This window comes from Micromonospora sp. CNZ296, assembly GCF_007827635.1.
The window spans coordinates 37,486-59,612 of sequence record NZ_VISW01000009.1 but is presented as its reverse complement, the minus strand read 5'-3'; the positions used below and the strand labels follow the sequence as shown (position 1 = coordinate 59,612).

The 22,127-nt window shown below is 74.8% G+C and carries 19 protein-coding genes and 1 pseudogene; 10 read left to right on the top strand and 10 right to left on the bottom strand.

Translation table 11 applies throughout. The annotated features are described in order from the left end of the window. Window positions 1–18: 18 nt before the first annotated feature. The 3 genes from FB455_RS16290 (at window position 19) to FB455_RS16280 (ending at window position 2,800) form a co-directional block, all read left to right on the top strand. The gene (locus FB455_RS16290) at window positions 19–576 is read left to right on the top strand and encodes an RNA polymerase sigma factor (protein WP_013288677.1); all 558 of its coding nucleotides are present in this window, start codon (window positions 19–21) and stop codon (window positions 574–576) included. After that, window positions 569–1,759 carry a hypothetical protein gene (locus tag FB455_RS16285; RefSeq protein ID WP_013288678.1) on the top strand — a complete coding sequence of 397 codons (1,191 nt, stop codon included), beginning with the start codon at window positions 569–571 and terminating at the stop codon, window positions 1,757–1,759. The genes FB455_RS16290 and FB455_RS16285 overlap by 8 nt, the downstream gene beginning before the upstream one ends. 99 nt (window positions 1,760–1,858) lie before the next feature. After that, window positions 1,859–2,800, top strand: a complete 942-nt coding sequence (locus FB455_RS16280; RefSeq protein ID WP_013288679.1) for a hypothetical protein — start codon at window positions 1,859–1,861, stop codon at window positions 2,798–2,800. Window positions 2,801–2,849: 49 nt separating this feature from the next. Here FB455_RS16280 and FB455_RS16275 read toward each other — a convergent pair whose 3' ends face one another. Both FB455_RS16275 and FB455_RS16270 read right to left on the bottom strand, forming a co-directional pair. Beyond that, window positions 2,850–4,328, bottom strand: coding sequence for a pyridoxal phosphate-dependent decarboxylase family protein (locus FB455_RS16275; RefSeq protein WP_013288680.1), 1,479 nt, complete (start codon window positions 4,326–4,328; stop codon window positions 2,850–2,852). Between the two features lie 35 nt (window positions 4,329–4,363). Continuing rightward, window positions 4,364–5,761 (bottom strand): MFS transporter, encoded by a 1,398-nt coding sequence (locus tag FB455_RS16270; protein WP_013288681.1) that lies wholly within the window; start codon window positions 5,759–5,761, stop codon window positions 4,364–4,366. Window positions 5,762–5,884: 123 nt separating this feature from the next. Between FB455_RS16270 and FB455_RS16265 the strand changes: the two genes are divergently transcribed. Together FB455_RS16265 and FB455_RS16260 are read left to right on the top strand one after the other, a co-directional pair. Beyond that, entirely contained in the window at window positions 5,885–6,241 is a 357-nt protein-coding gene (locus FB455_RS16265; RefSeq protein WP_013475204.1) for a hypothetical protein, read from the top strand. Next, a complete protein-coding gene (locus FB455_RS16260) occupies window positions 6,241–6,897 on the top strand; it encodes a nucleotidyl transferase AbiEii/AbiGii toxin family protein (protein WP_145753916.1) in 657 nt (218 codons plus the stop codon). Before FB455_RS16265 ends, FB455_RS16260 begins: the two co-directional genes overlap by 1 nt. A gap of 57 nt (window positions 6,898–6,954) precedes the next feature. Here FB455_RS16260 and FB455_RS16255 read toward each other — a convergent pair whose 3' ends face one another. Continuing rightward, window positions 6,955–7,266, bottom strand: coding sequence for an MGMT family protein (locus tag FB455_RS16255; RefSeq protein ID WP_047894270.1), 312 nt, complete (start codon window positions 7,264–7,266; stop codon window positions 6,955–6,957). A 13-nt stretch (window positions 7,267–7,279) separates the two neighbouring features. Between FB455_RS16255 and proB the strand changes: the two genes are divergently transcribed. Then, window positions 7,280–8,437 (top strand): glutamate 5-kinase, encoded by a 1,158-nt coding sequence (gene proB, locus FB455_RS16250; RefSeq protein ID WP_013288683.1) that lies wholly within the window; start codon window positions 7,280–7,282, stop codon window positions 8,435–8,437. A 74-nt stretch (window positions 8,438–8,511) separates the two neighbouring features. After that, the gene (locus tag FB455_RS16245) at window positions 8,512–9,753 is read left to right on the top strand and encodes a glutamate-5-semialdehyde dehydrogenase (protein ID WP_030269271.1); all 1,242 of its coding nucleotides are present in this window, start codon (window positions 8,512–8,514) and stop codon (window positions 9,751–9,753) included. 663 nt (window positions 9,754–10,416) lie between these two features. On the opposite strand, the pseudogene FB455_RS34790 reads toward FB455_RS16245, so the two are convergent. From FB455_RS34790 to FB455_RS16215, 6 genes and pseudogenes are all read right to left on the bottom strand, one after another. Beyond that, window positions 10,417–11,286, bottom strand: a pseudogene (locus FB455_RS34790) (prenyltransferase/squalene oxidase repeat-containing protein); the annotation flags it as partial. A gap of 129 nt (window positions 11,287–11,415) precedes the next feature. Beyond that, window positions 11,416–12,663, bottom strand: a complete 1,248-nt coding sequence (gene moeZ / locus FB455_RS16235) for an adenylyltransferase/sulfurtransferase MoeZ (protein WP_186466406.1) — start codon at window positions 12,661–12,663, stop codon at window positions 11,416–11,418. A gap of 41 nt (window positions 12,664–12,704) precedes the next feature. Next, complete coding sequence (locus FB455_RS16230) at window positions 12,705–13,523, bottom strand: DUF3152 domain-containing protein (protein ID WP_145753914.1); 819 nt, start codon at window positions 13,521–13,523, stop codon at window positions 12,705–12,707. A 79-nt stretch (window positions 13,524–13,602) separates the two neighbouring features. Beyond that, window positions 13,603–14,466 carry a DUF3152 domain-containing protein gene (locus FB455_RS16225; RefSeq protein ID WP_145753912.1) on the bottom strand — a complete coding sequence of 288 codons (864 nt, stop codon included), beginning with the start codon at window positions 14,464–14,466 and terminating at the stop codon, window positions 13,603–13,605. Between the two features lie 5 nt (window positions 14,467–14,471). Further along, entirely contained in the window at window positions 14,472–15,470 is a 999-nt protein-coding gene (locus FB455_RS16220) for an alpha/beta fold hydrolase (RefSeq protein WP_013288689.1), read from the bottom strand. A gap of 40 nt (window positions 15,471–15,510) precedes the next feature. Beyond that, the gene (locus FB455_RS16215; protein WP_145753910.1) at window positions 15,511–18,327 is read right to left on the bottom strand and encodes a hypothetical protein; all 2,817 of its coding nucleotides are present in this window, start codon (window positions 18,325–18,327) and stop codon (window positions 15,511–15,513) included. A 149-nt stretch (window positions 18,328–18,476) separates the two neighbouring features. On the opposite strand from FB455_RS16215, the gene FB455_RS16210 reads away from it, so the two are divergent. After that, a complete protein-coding gene (locus FB455_RS16210) occupies window positions 18,477–19,115 on the top strand; it encodes a TetR/AcrR family transcriptional regulator (protein WP_013288691.1) in 639 nt (212 codons plus the stop codon). Between the two features lie 65 nt (window positions 19,116–19,180). Further along, on the top strand, window positions 19,181–19,408 hold the full coding sequence (locus FB455_RS16205) for a DUF3107 domain-containing protein (RefSeq protein ID WP_013288692.1): 228 nt from the start codon (window positions 19,181–19,183) through the stop codon (window positions 19,406–19,408). 46 nt (window positions 19,409–19,454) lie between these two features. Here the strand turns inward: FB455_RS16205 and FB455_RS16200 are convergent, their stop codons facing one another. Further along, complete coding sequence (locus FB455_RS16200; RefSeq protein WP_145753907.1) at window positions 19,455–20,126, bottom strand: ferritin-like fold-containing protein; 672 nt, start codon at window positions 20,124–20,126, stop codon at window positions 19,455–19,457. Window positions 20,127–20,408: 282 nt separating this feature from the next. Here FB455_RS16200 and FB455_RS16195 point away from each other — a divergent pair, with 282 nt between their 5' ends. After that, window positions 20,409–22,070 carry a DEAD/DEAH box helicase gene (locus FB455_RS16195; RefSeq protein ID WP_145753904.1) on the top strand — a complete coding sequence of 554 codons (1,662 nt, stop codon included), beginning with the start codon at window positions 20,409–20,411 and terminating at the stop codon, window positions 22,068–22,070. The last annotated feature ends 57 nt before the right edge of the window (window positions 22,071–22,127 follow it).

Below are 22,127 nucleotides of genomic sequence, written 5' to 3'. Positions count from 1 at the left end.
GCACACGGGGAGGACCAGGTGACGGTGACGAGGGAGCCGATGCTCGACGAGCCACCCGAGGGGACAGCGAGGCGCGCCGAGAGGCGCGAGGCGGTCGACTTCGACGGGCTCTACCACGCACACTTCCGGTCCCTGACGCTTCAGCTCACCGCCTACTGCGGTGACCTGTCCCAGGCGCAGGACATGGTGCAGGAGGCGTTCTGCCGGGCGTTCGCCCGCTGGTCCCGGGTGTCCCGCTACGACGATCCGGTGGCCTGGGTCCGCCGGGTGGCCTGGAACCTGGCCACCAGCCGCTGGCGGCGGCTGCGGACGGCCCAGGCGTGGCTGCACCGCCAGCGGGAGGAGTACGTGCCGGGGCCGGGGCCGGACCGGGTCGCGCTGACCGCCGCGCTGGCCGAGCTGCCGCCGCATCAGCGCCGCGCCGTGGTGCTGCACTACCTGGCCGATCTGAGCGTCGCGCAGATCGCGGCGCAGGAGGACGTGCCGGAGGGCACCGTCAAGTCCTGGCTGTACCGGGGGCGGACCGCGCTGGCGGCGAAGCTCACCACCACGAGCGAGGTGAACCACCATGACTGAGCCCGACGACATCCTGATCGGCGGCGAGTTCGCCGAGTTCCGCACGGCGTACACGCCTGTGGTGCACCCGGCCGGGACGGCCGCGGTCCGGCGCACGGTCCGGCGCCGCCGCCGACGTACAGCGGTGGTCACCGCGGCGGCCGTGGTGCTTGCCGTGGTGATCCCGGTGGGCGCGAACGCCGCCCTGGACCGGCGGCCCGGACCGCCCCCGGCGCCCGCGCAGACAGTCACCCCGACTCCGTCCGAGAGCACGTCGCCGCCACCGTCGACGCCGCCGCCGAGCACGGCCGGCTCGACCCCGGCCGCTCCGGACGGGCGGATCACGCGGTCCCAGCTGCTCGCGGCCCAGCTCGACCTCGTGTCCTGGCCCGACGCACCGAAGACCTGTGTCAGTGACGACGTCCGGCTCCGTTCCGGCCCGCAGGACGAATCGGTCCCGACGCTGCTCGCCGGGCCGGAGTACACCGACCTCGACGGCGACGGCGCGACCGAGACGGTCGTCCTCGTCGCCTGCCGCTACGGCGAGGCGTCGGGCAAACAGGTGCTCGCCTTCGACCGGGACGGCGACGGCCGGATCATCACCATGGGCCGGGTGGTCGGCACCCGTGAGGGCATGGATGACATCACCGAGTTCTCGGTGCGGGACGGCGGGGAGGTCCGGGCGCACGTCGCCGACATCCAGCCCTGTTGCGGCACGCCCGAATGGACGCCGCAACGGCAGTGGCGGACGTACGCCTGGAACGGTGAACGGTTCCGGCAGGTCGACGGACCCACGAAGTTCGGCACCGACCCCCGTCTGACCGACCTCACGATGACCGCCCGCGACGTCGTGGCCGGGCCGCCGGACAAGAAGGGGATCCGGAAGGTCACGGTCACCGTGACGGTGGTGAATCATGGGCCGGTGAGCGTGCGCCAGCTCGGGTTCACCGGCTGGTACGACTACACGAGACCGAACGGGTCCGCCCTGGACCGGTGCCGGAACGTACGGCTCGACGGGGGCATCGCCTGCGTGCTGGACACCCTGTCGGTAGGCGCGAGCAGGACGTACACGTTCACGTTCGACCATCCGGCGACCGCCGACGAGCCGCCGACGCTGCGGGCGATCCACATCGACTCGCAGGAGCGGTACTGGAACGACCTGAACTGGAAGGACAACGAGGTCGAGCTGACCTCCGTCGGCTGACCGACAGATCGCAACCGACCGTCCCGTCTGGACGTGTCACCGGCATCGGACGGACGGAGATGCCGCCGTCCGGCAACGGGGAATCACGGGAGGAACAGCATGACCACACGTACGGCACGGATCGCCACCGCACTGCTCGGTGGGACCGCCGCACTGATCACCCTGGCCGCGCCGGCCGCCGCCGCGCCGAGCGCCGCCACCGGCCGCGTCGACGTCACGGCCCAGCGGCTCGTCCTCGACCCGACCGACCGGGGGTACGTCGGGACGCTCACCGCGACGGTGACCAACCGGCGGTCGACCGCGACGTCGGTGAGCCTGGTCGTCACCGAACCGGCGGGGGCGTCGTTCACCTCCATCGAGCCCGGCGGCGGCTGCTTCTACGACCGCCTGGTGGAGAACCGGCTGGTGATCGGCTGCGGCGGCGAGCAGATCGAGGCCGGCAAGAGCCTCACCTTCCGGCTGGGCTTCCACGTCTGGACCACGGCGCGCACGTACCCGATGGTCGCGAACGGCGGGCGGATCGAGGTCGTCCCGGACGGCGCCGCCGCGGCCTCGGACGCCACCGGCTTCACCACCCTCTTCCGCTCCACCACCGGCAGCCTGCGCAAGCCGCGGCCGTACGTGCAGGCCGTCGACACCGACCTCAGCATCCGGGGCAGCGCCGTGACGCTGACCCCGCAGCCGGACGGCACCCTGCTCGGCCGGATGCCGGTCACCGTGCGCTACGGCAACGACGCGCCGACCTTCGCTCTCAACGTCGCCGCCGCCCTGCCCGCGGGGGTGCAGGTCGACCACATCGAGCCGCAGGACATGCCGAGCTTCCCGCTCGGGTTCACCGTGCCGGGCGGCCGGTTCATGCCGGGCGAGGAGCGCACCTTCGACGTCTTCCTCAGCGCGCCCGTCGGCACGGCGGCGGGCGAGTTGGGCACCGGCAGCCTCACCGTGACCGGGAGCTACTTCTGGCAGGCCGAGGACCCGCAGGACGTGGACCCGTCGGACAACACCACGTCGTTCACGGTGACCGCGGCCGCCGCGAGCTGACCCGTCGCCCGCCCGGCCGGCGCCCACGCGCCGGCCGGGCGTCGCGGCGTCACCAGGCCGGACGCTGGAGCAACCCGACGAACTCCGCGAGCAGCCGTTCCCGCAGCCGCGCCGGGGCGGCGTCCAGCAGCGTGTTCACCACCGCCATCCGGTCCGGCACACCGGCGCCGCCGGCCAGGCCGAGGCCGCCTGCCAGTCCGGCCACCAGCTCGGGGGTGAGCGCCTCCGGCGCGAGGCTGCCGGCCAGCGCCAGCAGCTCCGGCGGCAGCACGACCGGCCCGGCGGCGCGGGCCGCCGCGACCGCCTCGGCCAGCGCCGGGCCGAACTCGGCCACCCGGGGCGCCACCGCCGCAGTCACCGTGAGGTGCACGCTGGCCGGCAGATCGGCGTACGTGAGCTGGGGCTGGGTGTGCCAGCCACGCGCGGTCAGCTCGTCGACGAGCACGAACAGGTCGAGCCCCGGATCGTCGCTGGTGAAGCAGACCACTGTGGTCTCCGGTTCGGCCATCAGCCGCAGGCCTCCGGTGGCCCGTACCGCGTCGGCCAGCCCGGTTACCGCGTCCCGGGTGGCGGCGGCCAGCCGCAGGTAGCCGTCCTCGCCGAGGTGGCGAAGTGTGGCGTACGCGGCGGCGATCGGCCCGCCGGACCGGGTGGAGGCGATCACCGGGTTGACCATCGTGTACCCGGGCCAGTCGGCGTACGCGAAGAACTGCGGGGCGCGCAGCGCCGGATCGCGGTGCAGCAGGACCGAGACGCCCTTCGGCGCGTACGCGTACTTGTGCAGGTCGACCGAGATCGAGGTGACCCCGGGTACGGCGAAGTCGAACGGCGGCACCGGCGCGCCGAGCCGGCGCAGCCAGGGCAGCGCCCAGCCGCCGAAGCAGGCGTCCACGTGGCAGCGCACACCCGCGGCCTGCGCGACGGCAGCGATCTCGGTCACCGGGTCGACCACCCCGTGCGCGTACGACGGGGCGGAGGCCACCACCAGCACGGTCTCCGGGCGGATCGCGGCGGCCACCACGGCCGGGTCCGGCCGCAGCGTCACCGGGTCGACAGGCACGGTGTCCAGCGTGACCCGCAGGTAGTGCGCCGCCTTGGCGAACGCGGCGTGCGCGCTGGCCGGCGCCACGATCCGCGGCTCGGTCAGGTCGGGGCGGGCGTCCCGGGCCGCCTTGACGGCGAGCAGCAGCGACTCGGTGCCGCCGCTGGTGACGCTGCCGACCACGTCCGGCGCGCCGGTGCCGGGACCGCCGCCGAGCAGACGCGCGGCGGCGCCGACGAGCGCGTTCTCCATCGCCAGCAAGGACGGGAACGCGGTCGGGTCGAGGCCGTTGACGTGCGCGCTCTCCGCGTACGCGGCCTGCGCCAGCTCGTCCAGTCCGGCCACGCCGGGGTCGTAGACGTACGCGAACAGCCGCCCGCCGTGGGTCGGCCGGTCGGCGGCCCGCAGCGCGCGGATCTCGCCTAGTACGTCCGCCGCGGGCATCCCCCGCGCGGGCAGCGCGCCCACGCTTGCCGTGTCGGTCATCGGGTGGTTCCTCTCGTGGACGGGCCGGACGGTGCTCACGCCCGCGTGACCGGGGCGTCGGCCTCGGTGGTTCCGGACGCTGTGGCCTCGGGCACTGTGGCCCCGGACGCGGTGGCCAGCTGGGCCGGGGTCAGGGTGTAGCCGCGCAGCAGCACCAGCGGGATCGCCACCAGCAGGGCGGGCAGCACTGTGAAGCCGAGCAGCACGCCGAGACGGGCCGTGTCGGACTGGACGGCGGCGGTGCCGGTGGACGAGGAGACGTAGCCGGAGAGCTGGAGCACCAGGCCGTAGATGCCCGGCCCCAGCGCCAGCCCGAACGTCTCCCCTGCCGTCCACAGCCCGGTGAACACGCCCGCCTGCCGCCGCCCGGTGCGCGCCGTGTCGTACGCGATGCAGTCCGGCAGCATGGCCAGCGCGAACACCTGCTGGCCTGCGTACCCGACGCCGATCACCGCGACCACCGCGTAGGCCGCGGCGGCGGGCAGAGCGGGCGCGGCGACCAGGGCCAGCGCGCCCGCGGCGAAGATCAGCGACGCGGCGACGAGCGACGCCCGCTTGCCCAGCCGGGCGCCCGCCCGGGACCACAGCGGCATGACCAGCAGCGCGGGCGCGACGAAGCAGGCGAACAGCAGCGTCGGGCCGCTGTCCGGCTCGCGCAGCACCTGATCGGCGAAGTACTTCACCCCGGCCAGCACGGTGGCCACCCCGGCGGACTGGATCACGAAGCAGATCAGCAGCACCCGGAACGGCCGGTTGCCGGTGGCGACAGCGAGCTGCGCGCGCAGACTCGGTTCGCTCTCCCCCACCGTGCCGGTCGGCGCGGATCGGGTGCCGAGGAACACGCCGACGGTGCCGGCGACGATCAGCGCGGCCACGAACAGACCCATCCACCGGTGGCCGGGCACGCCGTCGCCGCCCGCGCTCACCACCGCCGGGGCCACCGCGCCGGAGACCAGGATGGCCAGCGCCAGCACCGCGATCCGCCAGGTCATCAACCGGGTACGCTCCGCCGGGTCGGCGGTCAGCTCGGCCGGCATGGCCACGTAGGGCACCTGGAAGAACGCGAACGCGGTGGCCGTCGCCAGGAACGCCAGCGCCACGTACGCGGCGGCGGCCGGACCGTTCGCGAACGGCGCCGCGAAGATCGAGGCGAACAGGACAGCGAGTGCCAGCCCGCCACCGAGCAGGTACGGACGGCGCGCGCCCCAGCGGGAGCGGGTCCGGTCGGAGATCCGCCCGGCGACCGGGTTGACGAGCACGTCCCACGCCTTCGGCAGCAGCACCAGCAGCGCGGCCAGCCCGGCGGCGACGCCGAGCGTGTCGGTGAGGTACGGCAGCAGGAGCAGCCCGGGCACGGTGCCGAACGCGCCGGTGACCAGGGAACCCAGCGCGTACCCGAGGTGCACCCGGCGGGGCAGGCCCGAAGCTGTCATGGCGCCGAATGTTACTCACGTTATGGCCCGGGTCACATCCCCTCCCGGGTGCTGCTCGTTCGATGCCGACAGGCGCTCGCGAGTTGCGGTGAGGCGCAGGGCGGCACCGCTACCCTGTAGGGCATGGACCCAGCCCGATCCGTCCGCAGCTCGCGGGCACCGTACGAGGCCCGTCCCGGCCGTCGTGCGGTCGTGGTCCCCGACCTGAGCGAGTTGCAGGGCCCGGTCGCCGGCGTGGTCGAGCTGCCCCACCGGCTGTTCTGGCAACCCGACCGGCACGTCGACCTCGACGTCCCGGGTCTGCTCGCGTGGATGTACGAGACGGTGCTCACCGAAGCCGTTCATCCCGACGAGCTGCGCGCCTGGCTGCACGGCCCCACCCTCATCCGCCTGTGGCCCGAGTTGTATGTGCCCCGCGGTGTCCGCCGCGCCTGGGAAGAGAGCCACCCGGTGCTGCGCGCCCGGGACGTCGCCGCCTGATGTCACCGGTGCCGGACCCGTACCAGCACGAGGTCGCCCGTATCGCGCTCGCCGTGGCCGGCCGGCACGGCTTCGCCCTCGCCGGCGGCCAGGCCCTCATCGCCCACGGCGTCGGCGCCCGCCCCACCGAAGACGTCGATCTGTTCACGGACGTCGACGGTGGGGTCACCGCCGCCGCCGAGCTGGTGCGCGCCACCCTGCTCGATGCCGGATTCCAGGTCGAGACCATCGCCGAGCCCACCGAGCTGGACGACGTCTTCTACGGCTTCGAGCACGACATGATCGAGTTCGAGGTTCGCCGCAACGACCGGACCGTACGGCTGCAGCTCGTACGCTTCGCGCGCAGCACCAGCCCGATCGTGCTCGACGTCGGGCCGGTGCTGCACCTGGACGACGTGATCGGCACCAAGGTCGCCGCCATGGTCACCCGTGCCCAACCCCGCGACTACATCGACGTCGCCGCCGCGCTCGGCCGCTACAGCAGGAACGACCTGGTGGACCTCGCGCGGCGGGCCGACCCGGCGCTCACCGACGAAGAGTTCCAGGACTCGTTACAGCGCCTCGACCGCCTGCCCGACACCGTTTTCACGCTCTACCGCCTCGCCCCGGCCGAGATCCGCAACCTCCGGCACGCGTTCTCAGACTGGCCGCGATGACCCGGACTCGTTGAGGGCAGTCACGATCGGTTGGCAGGCTGCCGCCGACCCGTCGGGTCACCCCTCGTCCGGTGACCAGGACGCCGCCGCCAGGTCCACCCGGTCGCCACGCAACGGGCAGCCCTCGGCGAGCAGCCGTTCCCGGGCCTTGCGCTCGTGCCCTGGCGGCATCCGACCGGCCGCGTTCACCACCCGGTGCCACGGCACCCCGCCCCCGTGCCGCGCCATGATCGAGCCGACCAGCCGTGGCGACGCCCGTCCCGAGCGGTCGGCGAGCGCGTCGGCCACCGCCCCGTACGACATCACCCGCCCCGGCGGGATCCGCTCGACCAGCGCCAGCACCGCCTCGACGTATTCGTCAGGTGTCACGAGCTGCCACGATATGGGAACGCGCCGCGGCGCGGCAGACCGCAGCGCGCAGAATGGTCGGGTGCGCGAAGCAGTCACCTCGGCCCGGCGGATCGTGGTCAAGATCGGTTCGTCCTCGCTGACCACCGCGACGGGCGGCCTCGACGACGCCCGGGTCGACGCGCTCGTCGACACGCTCGGCGGGCTCGCCGCCTCCGGACGCGAGGTGGTGCTGGTCTCCTCCGGCGCGATCGCCGCCGGGCTCGCCCCGCTGCGGCTGCCCCGGCGCCCGCGCGACCTGGCCACCCAGCAGGCCGCCGCCAGCGTCGGCCAGGGCCTGCTGATCGGCCGGTACGCGGCCGCGTTCGCCCGGCACGGCCGCACCGTCGGGCAGGTGCTGCTCACCGTGGACGACGTGACCCGGCGGGCCCACTACCGCAACGCGTACCGGACGCTGCGCAAGCTGCTCGACCTGCACGCGGTGCCGATCGTCAACGAGAACGACACGGTGGCCACCGAGGAGATCCGGTTCGGCGACAACGACCGCCTGGCCGCGCTCGTCGCCGCGCTCGTCGACGCCGACCTGCTGGTGCTGCTCTCCGACGTCGACGCGCTCTGGACCGGCGACCCGGCCCGCCCGGGCAGCACCCGCATCACCGAGGTGCACGGCGAGGGCGACCTGGCGGGCGTGGACGTGGGCGGGGCCGGCCGGGCCGGGGTGGGGACCGGCGGCATGGTGACGAAGGTCGAGGCGGCCCGGATCGCCACCGGCTTCGGCATCCCGGTGGTGCTGACCGCCGCGCCGCTGGCCGCGCCGGCGCTGGCCGGGGAGCCGGTCGGCACGTACTTCCACCCGAGCAGCCGCCGCCCCGCCGCCCGTCTGTTCTGGCTGGCGCACGCCACCGCCCCCCGCGGCCGCCTGCACCTCGACCCGGGCGCGGTGCAGGCGGTGGTCGGCCGCCGCAAGTCGCTGCTGCCCGCCGGCATCACCGCCGTCGACGGCGCGTTCACCGCGGGCGACCCGGTGGACCTGGTCGACACCGCCGGCGCGCCGGTGGCCCGAGGGCTGGTCAACTACGACGCGGTGGAGCTGCCGGGGCTGCTCGGCCGTTCCACCTCCGAACTCGCCGCGGCGCTCGGCCCGGCGTACGAACGCGAGGTCGTCCACCGCGACGACCTGGTCCTGCTGTAAGGAAGGGGCCCTTCTTAACAGACGTCTGTTAAGAAGGGGCCCCTCCTTGAACCCCGTCTGAAGGAGTACGCACGATGAGCGTCGTCGAGCAGGCCCGGCGAGCCCGGGACGCGGCGGAAGCCCTGGCCACGGCCACCCGTACCGTCAAGGACGCCGCGCTGCACGCGATGGCCGACGCGCTCGTGACGCGTACCCCGGAGATCCTGACGGCGAACGCGGCGGACCTGGCGGCAGGGCGCGAGGCCGGGCTGTCGGCGGCCGTGCTGGACCGGCTCGCGCTCGACGAGGGCCGGGTGGCGGCCATCGCCGACGCGCTGCGCCAGATGGCCGCGCTGCCCGACCCGGTGGGCGAGGTGGTACGCGGCTCGACCCTGCCGAACGGGCTGGAACTGCGGCAGGTGCGGGTGCCGTTCGGGGTGGTCGGCATCGTCTACGAGGGCCGGCCCAACGTGACTGTCGACGCCGCCGGGATCTGCCTGAAGTCCGGCAACGCGGCGCTGCTGCGCGGCTCCTCGTCGGCCGCGCACTCCAACGCGGCGCTGGTCGCGGTGCTGCGCGACGCGGTCTCCGGCGCCGGGCTGCCGGCGGACGCGGTGCAGCTGCTCGACTCCAGCACCCGCGACTCGGTGAAGGAGCTGATGCGCGCCCGCGGCCTGGTCGACGTACTGATCCCGCGAGGCGGCGCGTCGCTGATCCGCGCCGTGGTCGAGGAGTCGACGGTCCCGGTGATCGAGACCGGCGTGGGCAACTGCCACGTGTACGTGGACGCCGCGGCCGACCTCGGCAAGGCCCTGGCGATCACGCTGAACGCCAAGACGCAGCGCCTGTCCACCTGCAACACCGCCGAGTCGCTGCTGGTGCACCGGGACGTCGCGGACGCGTTCCTGCCGGCGGTGCTGGCCGCGTTCGCCGACGCCGGGGTGACTGTGCACGGCACGCCCGAGGTCGCCGCCCACTCCGACGCCGTGGTCGCGGCCACCGAGGAGGACTTCGGCACCGAGTACCTCTCCGCCGACATCTCCGTCGCAGTGGTCGACTCGCTCGACGCGGCGGTCGCGCACATCCGCCGGTACGGCACCGGCCACACCGAGGCGATCGTCACCGACTCGCAGCGGGCGGCCCGGGAGTTCGTGGCCCGGGTGGACTCGGCAGCGGTCATGGTCAACGCGTCCACCCGCTTCACCGACGGCGGCGAGTTCGGCTTCGGCGCGGAGATCGGCATCTCGACGCAGAAGCTGCACGCGCGCGGGCCGATGGGCCTGCCGGAGCTGACCAGCACCAAGTACGTGGTCACCGGAGACGGTCACCTGCGCTGATCGGTCCGGTCCTCTGGGCGGCCACCAGTACGGGGTGGTGGGGGCATCATGGTGCCTCCGATGCCACCATCTCGCCGAACTGGTGTTGATCAACTGGCCGGGCTAGGCGATCTGGAGTGGATCCCCGTCCGCCGATGGCGGTGTGACGAGCGGAGGCAGCCCCGGGGGCACCCGAGCAGCGGGCGACACCGGGCCGGACGGCGGGTCCGGCACTGACGGCGCAGCCGGCACGGTGCTCCCGTCGGGGAGCAGGTCGGGCGCGACGATCCAGGCGGACCACGGCCCCTGCCCGCCGTCCGGACCGGCCGACGAAGCGGGCGCGGTCTCCGGCCCGGCCGACGAAGCGGGCGCAATCCCCGGCCCGGCCGACGACACGCCACTCGGCCCCGGCGAAGGGTCGGAGCCGAGGCGGTGCGGCGGCGGCCCGGCATCGGGAGCCGGGGCGGGCGGCGCAGGCGCGGGCGCGGGCGCGGTTACCGGCGGGGCGGGCGGCGCAGGCGCGGGCGCGGTTACCGGCAGGGCGGGCGGCGCAGGCGCGGGCGCAGGCGGCGCTGCGGGGAGGCGGCGCGGGCGCGGGGCCGGTACGGCCGGCGGCGCGGGCAGCTCCGCGGTCTGCGGCACCACGAACGGCGCTCCGGAGGTCGGAGCCTCGGGCGTGTTCGGACGGCACGCGCGGATCGCCCGCAGCGTGGTGTGCACGTCGAACTGGTGGCCGTCGTCGCTGTCCCAGCCGCCGTCGCTGCGCTGCGTCTCGGCGAGCCGCCTGCGCGCGGAGACCAGCAGCCACTGCTCCTCGCCCACGTCGACCCGGCGCAGCGTGGCGGCCAGCCAGGCCACGTCGGCCGGGGACATCCGGGGGATCCGGTCGGCCAGCACCGCCTGGATGCGCGCCGACTCGTAGTACATCTGCTGGCGGTGCAGCACCGCGGCGGCGAGCCAGCCGGCGGGCAGGAAGGACGGCCAGCTGCCGTCCGGCGCGAGTTGCGCGGCCAGTGCCTGCGCCGCCGCCTGCACCACACCGGCGTACGCGCCGCCGACCCGGTGATCGAGCGGACCGGCGGCCCGCGCGTCCAGCCCGGCCACTGTCAGCCAGAACCCGGCGTTGGCTGTCTGGTAGAGCCGGGCCTCGGGATCACCGGGGGTGGCCCACTCGGGGGCGAGCCCGGCCAGCGAGGGGTCCTCGTCCCAGCCGCCGTCGGGCAGTTGCCGGGCGGCCAGCCAGTCCAGCGCGTGCCGGGCGGCCGGGCGGCCCAGCGCGCCGAGGTCGTCCAGCTCGGCCAGGCGGAAGCAGGTCGCGTCGATCGAGGCGACCTCGCCGTCGAGGACCGCGGGCCAGCCGCCGCCCGGCGCCTGCCCGGCCTCGGCGGCGTCGAGCACGTCGGGCGGCACCGGAGCGCCGGAGCGCAGCCGGGAGAGACGGGCGCGGTCCACCGCGTCACCGTGAGCGACGACGAATCCGATCGCCGCGTCCAAGTCGACCACGGCACTGACGGTACTGGCGCGGCCGAGGTTACGCCTCGGCAGCTCGGTCAGGGCCGGTACCGCCCACCGGTCGTCGAGGGCATCCGCCGGAGGGTTGCCCGACCCGGCGTTTGCCCACGCCAGGGGCGCGGAAAGCACGATGGGCCCGCCCGGAGCGCCGGGCGGGCCCATCGACACGACTCAGTACGCGGGCAGCGACGGGTCGACCTGCTTGACCCAGGAGAGCACACCGCCCTGGAGGTGCACCGCGTCGGAGAACCCGGCCGCCTTCAGCGCGGCCAGCGCCTCGGCGGAGCGGACGCCGGACTTGCAGTGCAGCACGATCTGCCGGTCCTGCGGGAACTTCGCCAGCGCCTCGCCGGACAGGATCTCGCCCTTGGGGATGAGCGTCGCGCCGGGGATGCGGACGATCTCGTACTCGGCGGGCTCGCGCACGTCGACCAGGAAGATGTCCTTGCCCGAGTCCTGCCAGTCCTTCAGCTCCAGCGCGGTGATGGTCGAGTCGACCACCGCCTCCTGCGCCTCGTCGGAGACGGCGCCGCAGAAGTCCTCGTAGTCCTCCATCAGGTCGGTGAGTGTCGGGTTCTCGCCGCAGAGCACGCAGTTCGGGTCCTTGCGAACCTTGATCTTGCGGTAGCTCATCTCCAGAGCGTCGTAGACCATCAGCCGGCCGACGAGCGGCTCACCGATGCCGGCGAGCAGCTTGATCGCCTCGTTGACCTGGATCGACCCGATCGACGCGCAGAGCACGCCGAGCACGCCGCCCTCGGCACAGGAGGGGACCATGCCGGGCGGCGGGGGCTCCGGGTAGAGGCAGCGGTAGCAGGGGCCGTGCTCGGCCCAGAACACCGACGCCTGGCCGTCGAAGCGGTAGATCGAACCCCAGACGTACGGCTTGCCGAGCAGCACCGCCGCGTCGTTGACCATGTAGCGGGTGGCGAAGTTGTCGGTGCCGTCGACGATCAGGTCGTACCGGGAGAAGATGTCCCGGACGTTCTCCCGGTCCAGCGCGGTGTTGTGGATCTCCACGTTGACCAGCGGGTTGATCTCGCGGATCGACGCCGCGGCGGACTCGGCCTTGGACCGGCCCACGTCGGAGACGCCGTGGATGACCTGGCGCTGGAGGTTCGACTCGTCGACGGTGTCGAAGTCGATGATGCCGAGCGTGCCGACACCGGCCGCGGCCAGGTAGAGCAGCGCCGGCGAGCCGAGGCCACCGGCACCCACACAGAGCACCCGGGCGTTCTTCAGCCGCTTCTGCCCCTCCACCCCGACGTCCGGGATGATCAGGTGGCGCGAGTAGCGGCGGATCTCGTCTACGGTCAGCTCGGCGGCGGGTTCGACGAGCGGGGGCAACGACACGGTGGACTCCCCGGGATCGGCGGTGTGACCGCGCCATTGTCGCTCGCCCGGACGGGGTTCGGCCATGATGAGGGACACTCGGCCCGAACTGCGGGACCGGGAATAACTCAGACCCCGTCGGTGGGCTCGCCCTCGTACCGCATTCCGCCGATGTACGGCCAGGCGTTCGGCAGGCAGCCGTCCAGCCCGTACGTCTGCTGCTGCATCACCGGGGCGGGCGCGCCGGGCTCGGGGCAGGCCTGGTGCAGCTCGCCGAACTCGTGCCCGACCTCGTGGTTGATCACGTAGGTGCGGTAGACCTCCAGCGGGGCGCCGTAGTCGGGCACCGCCGTCATCCACCGGGCCAGGTTGAGCACGACCCGGCCGGGCAGCCGGCAGGAGGTGTACCGGTCGGTGCGCAGGCCTCCCTCGGCGCACATCCGCTCGGAGGTGACGGGGGTGGCGAGGTAGACGGTGAAGTCTGCGGCGGCCGCCTCGGGCACCCGCTGCACCCGCAGGTCTCCCGACGCGATCCAGCTGCGCGGGTCGCCCAGTACCGCGTCCACGGTGGCGGCGAACTCGTCGGCGTCCTGCCCCGTGTCCTGCTCGACCTCGACCCGGTAGCGGCGCAGCGGGCCCTCCTGTCCGCGTACCGGAGATCGGCCCTGGGCCACCGCGAACGTGCCGGGGCCGGCGGTGGGGTAGGCGGTCGGGGCCGGGACGTCGGCCTCGGCGCCGCGCGCCAGCGACGGTTCGGCGGCGAGCGACGTCCCACCGTGCCCGGGCGACGGCGCGTTCAGCCGGGTGATGCCGACCGCGCCGCCGACGGCCGCGAGCAGCATCGCCAGCAGCAGCACCGAGCGGCGGCGCCGCCGTCGCATCCGGCGCAGGGTGGGACGCTCGGACGGCGGCGCGGCAGGGTTGTCGTAAGGGGACGACGACGTCATGACCTCAGCGTGCCATGCAATTCGGGCATTTAGCTGCTTTTGCCGCCTATGCCGCGAATGTTCTTCGCAAACCGGGTGGTCAGAGGGCCGGCCCGGTGTACCGCTTCCCGCCCACGTAGGGCCACGGGTTCGGCCGGCAGCCCTTGAGGAAGAGCGTCTGCTGCTGCATCACCGGCGCCGCCCGGCCCGCACCCGGGCACCCCTCGTGCCGGTGCCCGAGCTGGTGCCCCACCTCGTGGTTGACCACGTAGAGCCGGTACGTGTCCAGCGGCATCCCGGCGTCGACCAGGTGCGGCGCCGAGGTCCGCCACCGGTCCAGGTTGATCACCACCTTGCCCGGCACCCGGCACGACGTGTACGGCACCCCGCCCACCCGGATGTCGATCCCGCCCGCCCCGCACAGCCGCCCGGCCGTGTCCCGGGTCGCGAGGTAGATCGTGAAGTCGTACCGGTCGTCCGCGCCGACCCGCTGCAACCGCAGCCTGCCGCCGTCGACCCAGCTACCCGGGCCGGCCAGGGCGCGCTGCACCGCCTCGCCGAAGGCGCGGACCTCCTCGCCGGAGCCGTTCTCCACCGCCACCCGGTAGCGGCGCAGCGTCCCCGAGCGGCCGAGCACGCCGCTGGTCCGGTCGTCGTACGCGAAGCTGCCCCGGCCCTTCGCCGGCCCCGGGTCGGACAGCGTCAGCACCGGCGCGGCCGGCGAGCTGGGCGTCACCGCCGGCGGCGGCGGGACGCTCGGCGTGGACGGCTCCCGCGTGGGCGCCGGCGGCTGGGCGACGAACCCGTCGGTGATCCGCGTCCCCGCGCCCGCCGACGGCAGTTGCACCGCCACGCCGACCCCGACCGCCGCGGCGGTCACGAAGGCGCAGACCACGAGCGCGGTACGCCAGTGACGAAGCGAGGAACGGGAGCGGGCGGCACGAGGACGGCGGGAGCTGGGCATCCGGCTCAGCCTGCCATGTCACGCTCCGTTCCGCTCTCCCCCATGCCGGTGGTGAGCGACTGTGTCGCCTCGGCGAGCAGGCCGAGCACCGCCCGCGCCACGGTCCGGGGCACCTCCAACTGGGCCACGTGCCCGACGCCGTCGAGCATCAGCAGCCGGCTGTCCGGGATGACCCGGGCCGCCTGCGGCGCCACCCGCACGTCGACCAGCCGATCCTGCCGCCCGCCCACCACGAGCGTGGGCGCCCGTACCGCCGCCGCCTGCCGCCAGAGCGCGCCCTCCCCCGGCAGGTACGAACGCAGGAAGCTGCCGACCAGGCCCCGGAACGTCCGCACGTACGCGGCGGCGTAGTGGGCCGCCTCGTACCGGACCCGGATCTCGTCGATCGCCTCCTGCCGGCGCTGATCGCTGATCCGGGTCAGGTCCGCCACGCACGCCTCCATCACCTGCTGCGCGGTCACCTCCGGGCTGAACTGGGCCAGCCGCCAGGCGGCCAGCCGTTCGCCCCGGGGGATCGCCAGCAACGGGAGCATCCGCCCCTGCAACGAGCGGCGGAAGTCCAGGAACGGCAGCGCGGGCGAGACCAGTGTGAGCGTGCGGACCAGGTCCGGGCGCAGTGCCGCCACCCGCACCGAGATCGCGCCGCCGAGCGAGTTGCCGAACAGGTGCACCGGACCCCGGTCGCTGTGCTCGATCCAGCGGATCACCCGCTCGGCGAAGGACGGGATCGTGTAGCGCGGCCCCGGCTCGCTGCGCCCGAATCCGGGCAGGTCGATCGCCTGGCCGTCGAGCCGGTCCGCGAGCAGCCCGGCCAGGTCGGTCCAGTTCTGCGCCGACCCGCCGAGGCCGTGCACGTACAGCGCGGGCTCCGCGCCGGGACCGGTGGCCGGGGTGTCGCGGACGTGCACGAGCGTGCCGTCGAGGCGTACGTGCCGGCCGGGCCAGGGCGGCGGGACGTGGTGTGCGGGAAGGCTGTGCTCCGGCCACAGTGCGGCGCGCTTCATGCCTCCAGTCTTCCCCGCACACGCCGTACCGCACACCGGCTCAGGAGAGCAGCGCCTCCAGCCGCCGGTTCACCGCCGCGAGCGTGGCCCGCACGACCGCCTGCCGGGGATCCCCGGCCACCAGCGCCGAACCGGCCAGCTGCTCCACCCAGCCGTCGCAGACCAGCAGCACCACCACTGTGGCGACCTCGCAGTTGCCGAACGGCACCACGGCGGCGTGCTCCACGAAGCACCGGCCCCGCTCGCCGGCCGGGACGACCCGGCCGAGCAGCTCGTCCACCGCGGCGGCCGCGGCCACCGCGCAGAGCCGCAGCACGTACCCGTCGACAGCCGGGCCGGTCGCGTGCCCCTCGGCCGTCCGGTCGCCGGCGACCAGGCGCACCTCGGTGGTGGCGTCCAGGCCGAACGTGCTCACCAGGACGTGCTCGATCACCACCCGCGGCCCCGGCACGCCGCCGGTGTCCAGCGGTCGCGACGGCGCGGTCTCCGTCGTGGTCATCTGCCCACCGGAGTACGACGTACCGAGCGTGACCGGGCTGCCGGTGGACATGCCGGTCGGCGCGGAGGCCAGCGACGTCTCGTCGACAGCGGCCCGGCCCCGGTGGGTGGCCTGCCGGCGGCGGCGCGGCGGCTCGTCGCCGTCGCCGGGCGCCTCGGCCGGGCGCGTGGCGCGGTCCGCACCGAACCGCGCGTCGCCGGAACGGTTCGCGGCCGGACGTGCCACACCGGCACGCGCCGGCATCTCGTCGCCGCCCGTCTCCTCACCGTTACGGGCCTCGCCCGGCTCCGCCTGCGGGGCACGGGCCTCGACCGGTGCCGGCTGCGTCCCGGGTGCTCGTGTCTCGCCCGCGCGCGTCTCACCGGAGCGGTCCAGCCGGGCCGACCGGCGGCGCAGCGGGGCCGGGGGCGGTACGGCGGGCGCGCCGGGCAGGTTCTGCGGGGCGGCGGCCAGACCCATCCGCTCCTGGAGCAGCCGGGCCACCATGCGGCTGACCTCGGCCGGGTCCGCGCCGTCGGCCAGGTCGAGCCGGAGGCTGTGCGCGCCGGCCGGGGTACGGCGCAGCGCGGCGTCGCGTACGCCCGCCACCTCCCGGACCGCGTCGAGGATCGCGTTGACGTCGAAGCCCTCCGGCCGCTCCCGCAGTGGCGCGGGTTCGTCGTCGCGGCGCAGGTGGGTGGCGATGCGGGCGAGTTCGGGGGTCTCGGCGGACGGTTCCACTGCCGGTGGCTCCGGCACGACGGGCACGTCCGGTTCCGAGGGGACGCGCTGCGGCAGCACGGGGGACGGTTCCTCCGGTCGGGGCTCGGCGACCGCGTCGGCGGCCGGCACCGGTTCCGGTGCGGACCGGCGGGCCGCGTAGGGAGGGGCGCTCGTCGGGTGGGGCGCGGGTGCGCGGTCGAGACGTTGCGCGCCGCCCTGGGCGGGAACGCCCGAGGTCGGCGGGGCGACGGCAGCCGCGTCGGCGGGCGGGGCGGGGGCGTACCCACCGGCCGGGGCGGGCGGGGCGCTGGACACCGGCGGGGCGCCGGGCGCGGGCGGGGCACTCGCCGGCGGGGGACCAGGGGGCGTGATCAGCGGGGCGACCGGAACCGGCGGCCCGGCCCAGGAGGGCCGCTCGTAGCCGTGCGGTGGTTCGGCGTCGCCCCGGGCCAGGCGGAAGGGACGGGTCGGTTCGGGCGTCGGCTCCGGCGCGGCCGGCGGCTCGTACCGGCGCGCCGGCTCGGGCCCGGCACCCGGCTCGTACTGCCGGGGCGCCTCGGACTCGGCGGACGGCGGGTACTGCCGCGTCGTCTCCGGGCCGAGGGCCGGCTCGGCGCGCAGCGGCTCGTACGGCCGTACCGCCTCGGGCCGGGGTGGCTCGTAGGCGGCGGGCGGCTCGACCCGGGCCGGCTCGTACGGCCGCACCGGCTCGGGCGCCCACTCGGCCGCGCGGTCCTCGCGGGCGCTGCGTTGGGCGGCGCTGTCGTCCTCCCACTCCCGCCGCTCGGCGACGGGCTCCTCGGCGCGGCGGGCCGGCGGCTCGTCGGGCCGGGCCCACGGCGGGGCCCAGCCGTCACCCCAGCTCGGGCGGTTCCAGGACGGCCCCGACCAGTCCGGTTCGGCGGCCCTCGGGTCGTCGGCCGCAGGAGTCCCGGCCGCGGCCCGCGGCTCGGCGGTGGCCGCCCGGCCCTCGGGCGGGTGGACCTCGCCCGCTGCGTGCTCCGGTCGGCCGGCGGCCGGTGGCTGGGTGACGGGCCGGTCGGCCCAGCCCCGGGACAGCGACGGGGTGGATTCGGTGTTCGGCGCGTGGAAGCCCGGCGGCACCTCGAAACCGGAGGCGGCGGCGCCGACCGGCGGGACCTGGAGCGCCGGGGGCGCGGAGGTCGGCCCGCTCTCGGCCCAGCGCGGGGCCCGGGCGGCCGGGTCGTCGGCGGCGTGCCGGGAACCGGCGGCCTCCCCCGGGTCGGTCGGCTGCTCGATCGTCGGCGCCGGGCGCGGGGCCGGTACGGCCAGCCGTTCGCCGTCGGCAGGCCGGGGCAGCTCGTCCGCGGGCGGGGCACTGACCGGCGCCTGGCGGGTCACTGGCGACTCCTCCCCGGCGTGGTGCACGCCGTTGACGTGGCGGCCGTTGACGCGGCCCGGTTCCGGCGCGGAGTGGCCGGGCAGCGGGGCCGGCAGGTCGCCGTGCCGGGGCGAGGAGGCGGCCCAGCCGCCGAGGTCGCCGTAGGGCCAGCCGCCGGGCGCCGGAGCGCCGCGGGACCAGCCGTTCGGCGGGGGCGCCCAACCGCCGCCGGTACGGGCCGGGTCGTCCTGCTGGCCCGTCCCGTCGCCGTGCTCTCCCGGGGTGGCGGCTCCGGGTTGCCCTGTTTCACTCACCGCGCGCTCCTTGGTCGCCCCCGCTGAGGCTACCGTGTGGTGACAGTGGCGATAAGTTACAGCGGCGGGCCAATTCCGCGACGGGTTCACGAACCCGGACCGGTTCGGGTGATACGTGCCGGCTCGTACGCAGATACTCGGAGGATCCGATGACCGCAGTGGGGAACGGTGCACAGACCGCCGGTCGGCCCACCCGCCTGCCCCGCTCGGCGCGCCGTAAGCAGCTGCTCGCCGCCGCCCAGGAGGTGTTCGTCGCGCAGGGCTACCACGCCGCCGCGATGGACGACATCGCCGAGCGGGCCGGTGTCTCCAAGCCGGTGCTCTACCAACACTTCCCCGGGAAGATGGAGCTGTACCTCGCGCTGCTGGACACGCACTGTGACGCGATAGTGGCCAACGTGCAGGACGCGATGAGCGGCACCAACGACAACAAGGAGCGCGTCGGCGCCGCGGTGCGCGCGTACTTCGACTTCGTCGACCACGAGAGCGAGGCGTTCCGGCTGGTCTTCGAGTCGGACCTGCGCAACGACCCGGCGGTGCGGCAGCGGGTGGAGCGGGTCGAGCAGGGCTGCATCGCGGCCATCACCGACACGATCATCTCGGACACCGGGGTCAGCCGCTCGCACGCCGAACTGCTCGCCTCGGGCCTGGTCGGCGCCGCCGAGACGGCCGCCCAGTTCTGGCTCGCCGGCGGCCGCCAGGTGCCCAAGGCGGAGGCCGAGGCGCTGGTCGCGGCCCTGTCCTGGCGCGGCATCGCCAGCTTCCCGCTGCAAGGTGAGTCAGCCTGAACATCGGGCCGCCGGATCGGATAGCCTTCCCACGGTGGCTTTTTCGCCCCAGTTGAGGAGGCACAGTGGAGGTCAAGATCGGCGTGCAGTACGCGCCGCGGGAGCTGGTCCTGGAGAGCGCGCAGTCGCCGGCCGAGATCGAGCAGATCGTGACCGACGCCTTCGCCAAGAGCGAGGGCACCCTCTCCCTGACCGACGAGAAGGGCCGGCGCGTGATCGTGCCGGTCGGCAAGGTCGCCTACGTCGAGATCGCCGAGGCGTCGCCCCGCGCGGTCGGATTCACCGTTCGCTGATTCCCGCGGCACCGGCCGCCGTGGCGGGCCTCCCCGCCACGGCGGCTCAGTTGTTCAACCCGACCGACGTCATCCGCGCGGCGTGCGCCTCGGTCAGCCGGCGCAGCAGCCCCGGCACGTCCCCGCCGGTCCGCCCGATCAACGCGACGAGCGCGCCCCGGTCGGCGGCGGCCACCCGGCCCGCCTGGGAGAGCGCCTCACCGAGCAGCCGCCGCGCCCACATCGACAGCCGTCCGGCCGCCCGGGGATCGGCCTCGATCGCGGCCCGGATCTCGGCCGCGGCGAACTCGGCGTACCGGGAGTCGTGCAGCACGTCGAGCAGCAGCGTCCGGTCCGGCCCGTCCAGGCCGTCGGCGATCCCGCGCAGGAAGTCGTCGGTGATCGCGTCCCCCACGTACGCCTTCGTCACCGCCTCCGCCCAGTCCCGCGGCTCGGTCGAGTCGTGGTACGCCCGCAGCGGCTCGACGTAGGGGGCCATCGCGTCCTCCGGAGTGACGCCCCGGGCGGCTAGCCGGTCGGTGAGCCACCTGTAGTGCGCGATCTCGGCGGCGGCCATCTCGCTGAGCGCGGCGCGGCGGCGCAGGTCGGGCGCGAGACGCGCGTCGGCGGCGAGGCGGTCGAACGCGAGCAGTTCGCCGTAGGCGACGAGCCCGAACAGGTCGGTCGCGGCGGGATCGGCGGCGGCAGGGTCGGTCGCGGCGGCGTCGGGGGCGGACACGAGCGCAGGCTACCGGCGCCGCCCCTGTGACTCAAGTCACAGCAGGCCACCCCGCGTGCACGGCCACCACCTGGGAATCGGGACGACTCAGGGACCGTTCAGGTACGATGAGACAGTTGCCGTGGGCACCGAATCGGTCACTTGCTGATCAACGCCGGTCCCCGACGCGCGTGCGGCCCGGTCCGGCTCGGCGAAATCGCCCCTGACCGCGTGGCCCGCGCCACACCGATCGCGCCCTGAGGACCTGAGGGGCGCACCACGAGAGGGCACCCCCAAATCCATATGAGCGAGCAGATTTCCGGCCAGCCACTGGCCCCCACCGCTCCGGTCCCCCCGGAGGCACCCACGTTCGCCGCGCTCGGCGCGCGGCAGGAGACCGTCGAGGCGCTGGCCGCCGCCGGCATCACCCGCGCCTTCGCGATCCAGGAGTACGCGCTGCCGATCGCGCTGCGCGGCGTCGACCTGATCGGGCAGGCGCCGACCGGCACCGGCAAGACGCTCGGCTTCGGCATCCCGCTGCTGGAGCGCGTGTTCGCCCCGTCCGAGGGCAGCGACGGCGTCCCGCAGGCGCTCGTCGTCGTACCCACCCGTGAGCTGGGCATCCAGGTCGCCAAGGACCTCGACGCCGCCGGCCGTACCCGGGGCGTCCGGGTGCTGCCGATCTACGGCGGCGTGGCCTACGAGCCGCAGATCGAGGCGCTGCGCAAGGGCGTCGAGATCCTGGTCGGCACCCCGGGCCGCCTGCTGGACCTGCAGAAGCAGAAGCACCTGCGGCTCGACCGGGTCCGCGCGCTCGTCCTCGACGAGGCCGACCGCATGCTCGATCTGGGCTTCCTGGACGACGTCGAGAAGATCCTGGCGATGCTGCCGGAGGACCGGCAGACCATGCTGTTCTCGGCCACCATGCCGGACCCGATCGTCGCGCTGTCCCGGCGCTTCCTGCGCCGCCCGGTGACCATCCACGCCGGGCACACCGCCGAGACCGGTCCGTCGCCGCAGACCACGCAGCTCGCGTACCGCACGCACTCGCTGAACAAGGTCGAGATCGTGGCGCGCATCCTCCAGGCCGAGGGCCGTGGGCTGACCATGATCTTCACCCGTACCAAGCGGGCCGCCGACCGGGTCGCCGAGGATCTCGACTTCCGCGGCTTCGCCGTCGCCGCCGTGCACGGTGACCTCGGTCAGGGCGCGCGCGAGCGGGCGCTGCGGGCGTTCCGGGCCGGCAAGATCGACACGCTGGTCGCGACCGACGTGGCGGCGCGGGGCATCGACGTCACGGGCGTCACGCACGTGATCAACTACGACTGCCCGGAGGACCAGGACACCTACACCCACCGCATCGGCCGTACCGGCCGGGCCGGGGCCACGGGTTCCGCGGTGACGTTCGTCGACTGGGACGACATGCCCCGCTGGCGGATCATCGACAAGACGCTCGGGCTGGACATGCCCGAGCCGCCGGAGACGTACCACACCTCCGCGCACCTCTACACGGACCTGGCCATCCCGACGGACGTCAGCGGCACGCTGCCGACCGCCGAGCGCACCCGCGCCGGCCTGTCCGCCGAGGTCGAGGAGGACCTGGGCGGCGTCGGCCGGTCGCGCCGGGGCGCACGGCGCGGCGACAGCCGGGGCCGCGAGCGCGGCGACCGCGACCGCGGTCGTGGCCGGGGCGGCGAGGGCGGTTCGTCCGCCGGTTCGCCCGCCGCACAGGCCGACGCCGGGGACGACGAGACCCCGCGTACGCCGCGTCGTCGGCGTCGCCGCCGGGCCGGCGAGACGGTGGCCGGTGAGCCGACCGCGGTGATCGGCACCGAGGGCGCGGCCGAGACCGCCGCCGCACCGCAGCAGGCCGCGGAGGGTGAGGCGGCGAGCAAGCCGCGTCGCCGTCGCCGTCGCCGCAGCGGCAGCACCGGCGCGCCCGCCGAGGCCACCAACGCCGACTGACGAACACCAACGGATACGGCCTCCCGGACCCCGGTCCCGGAGGCCGTCCCCATCCCC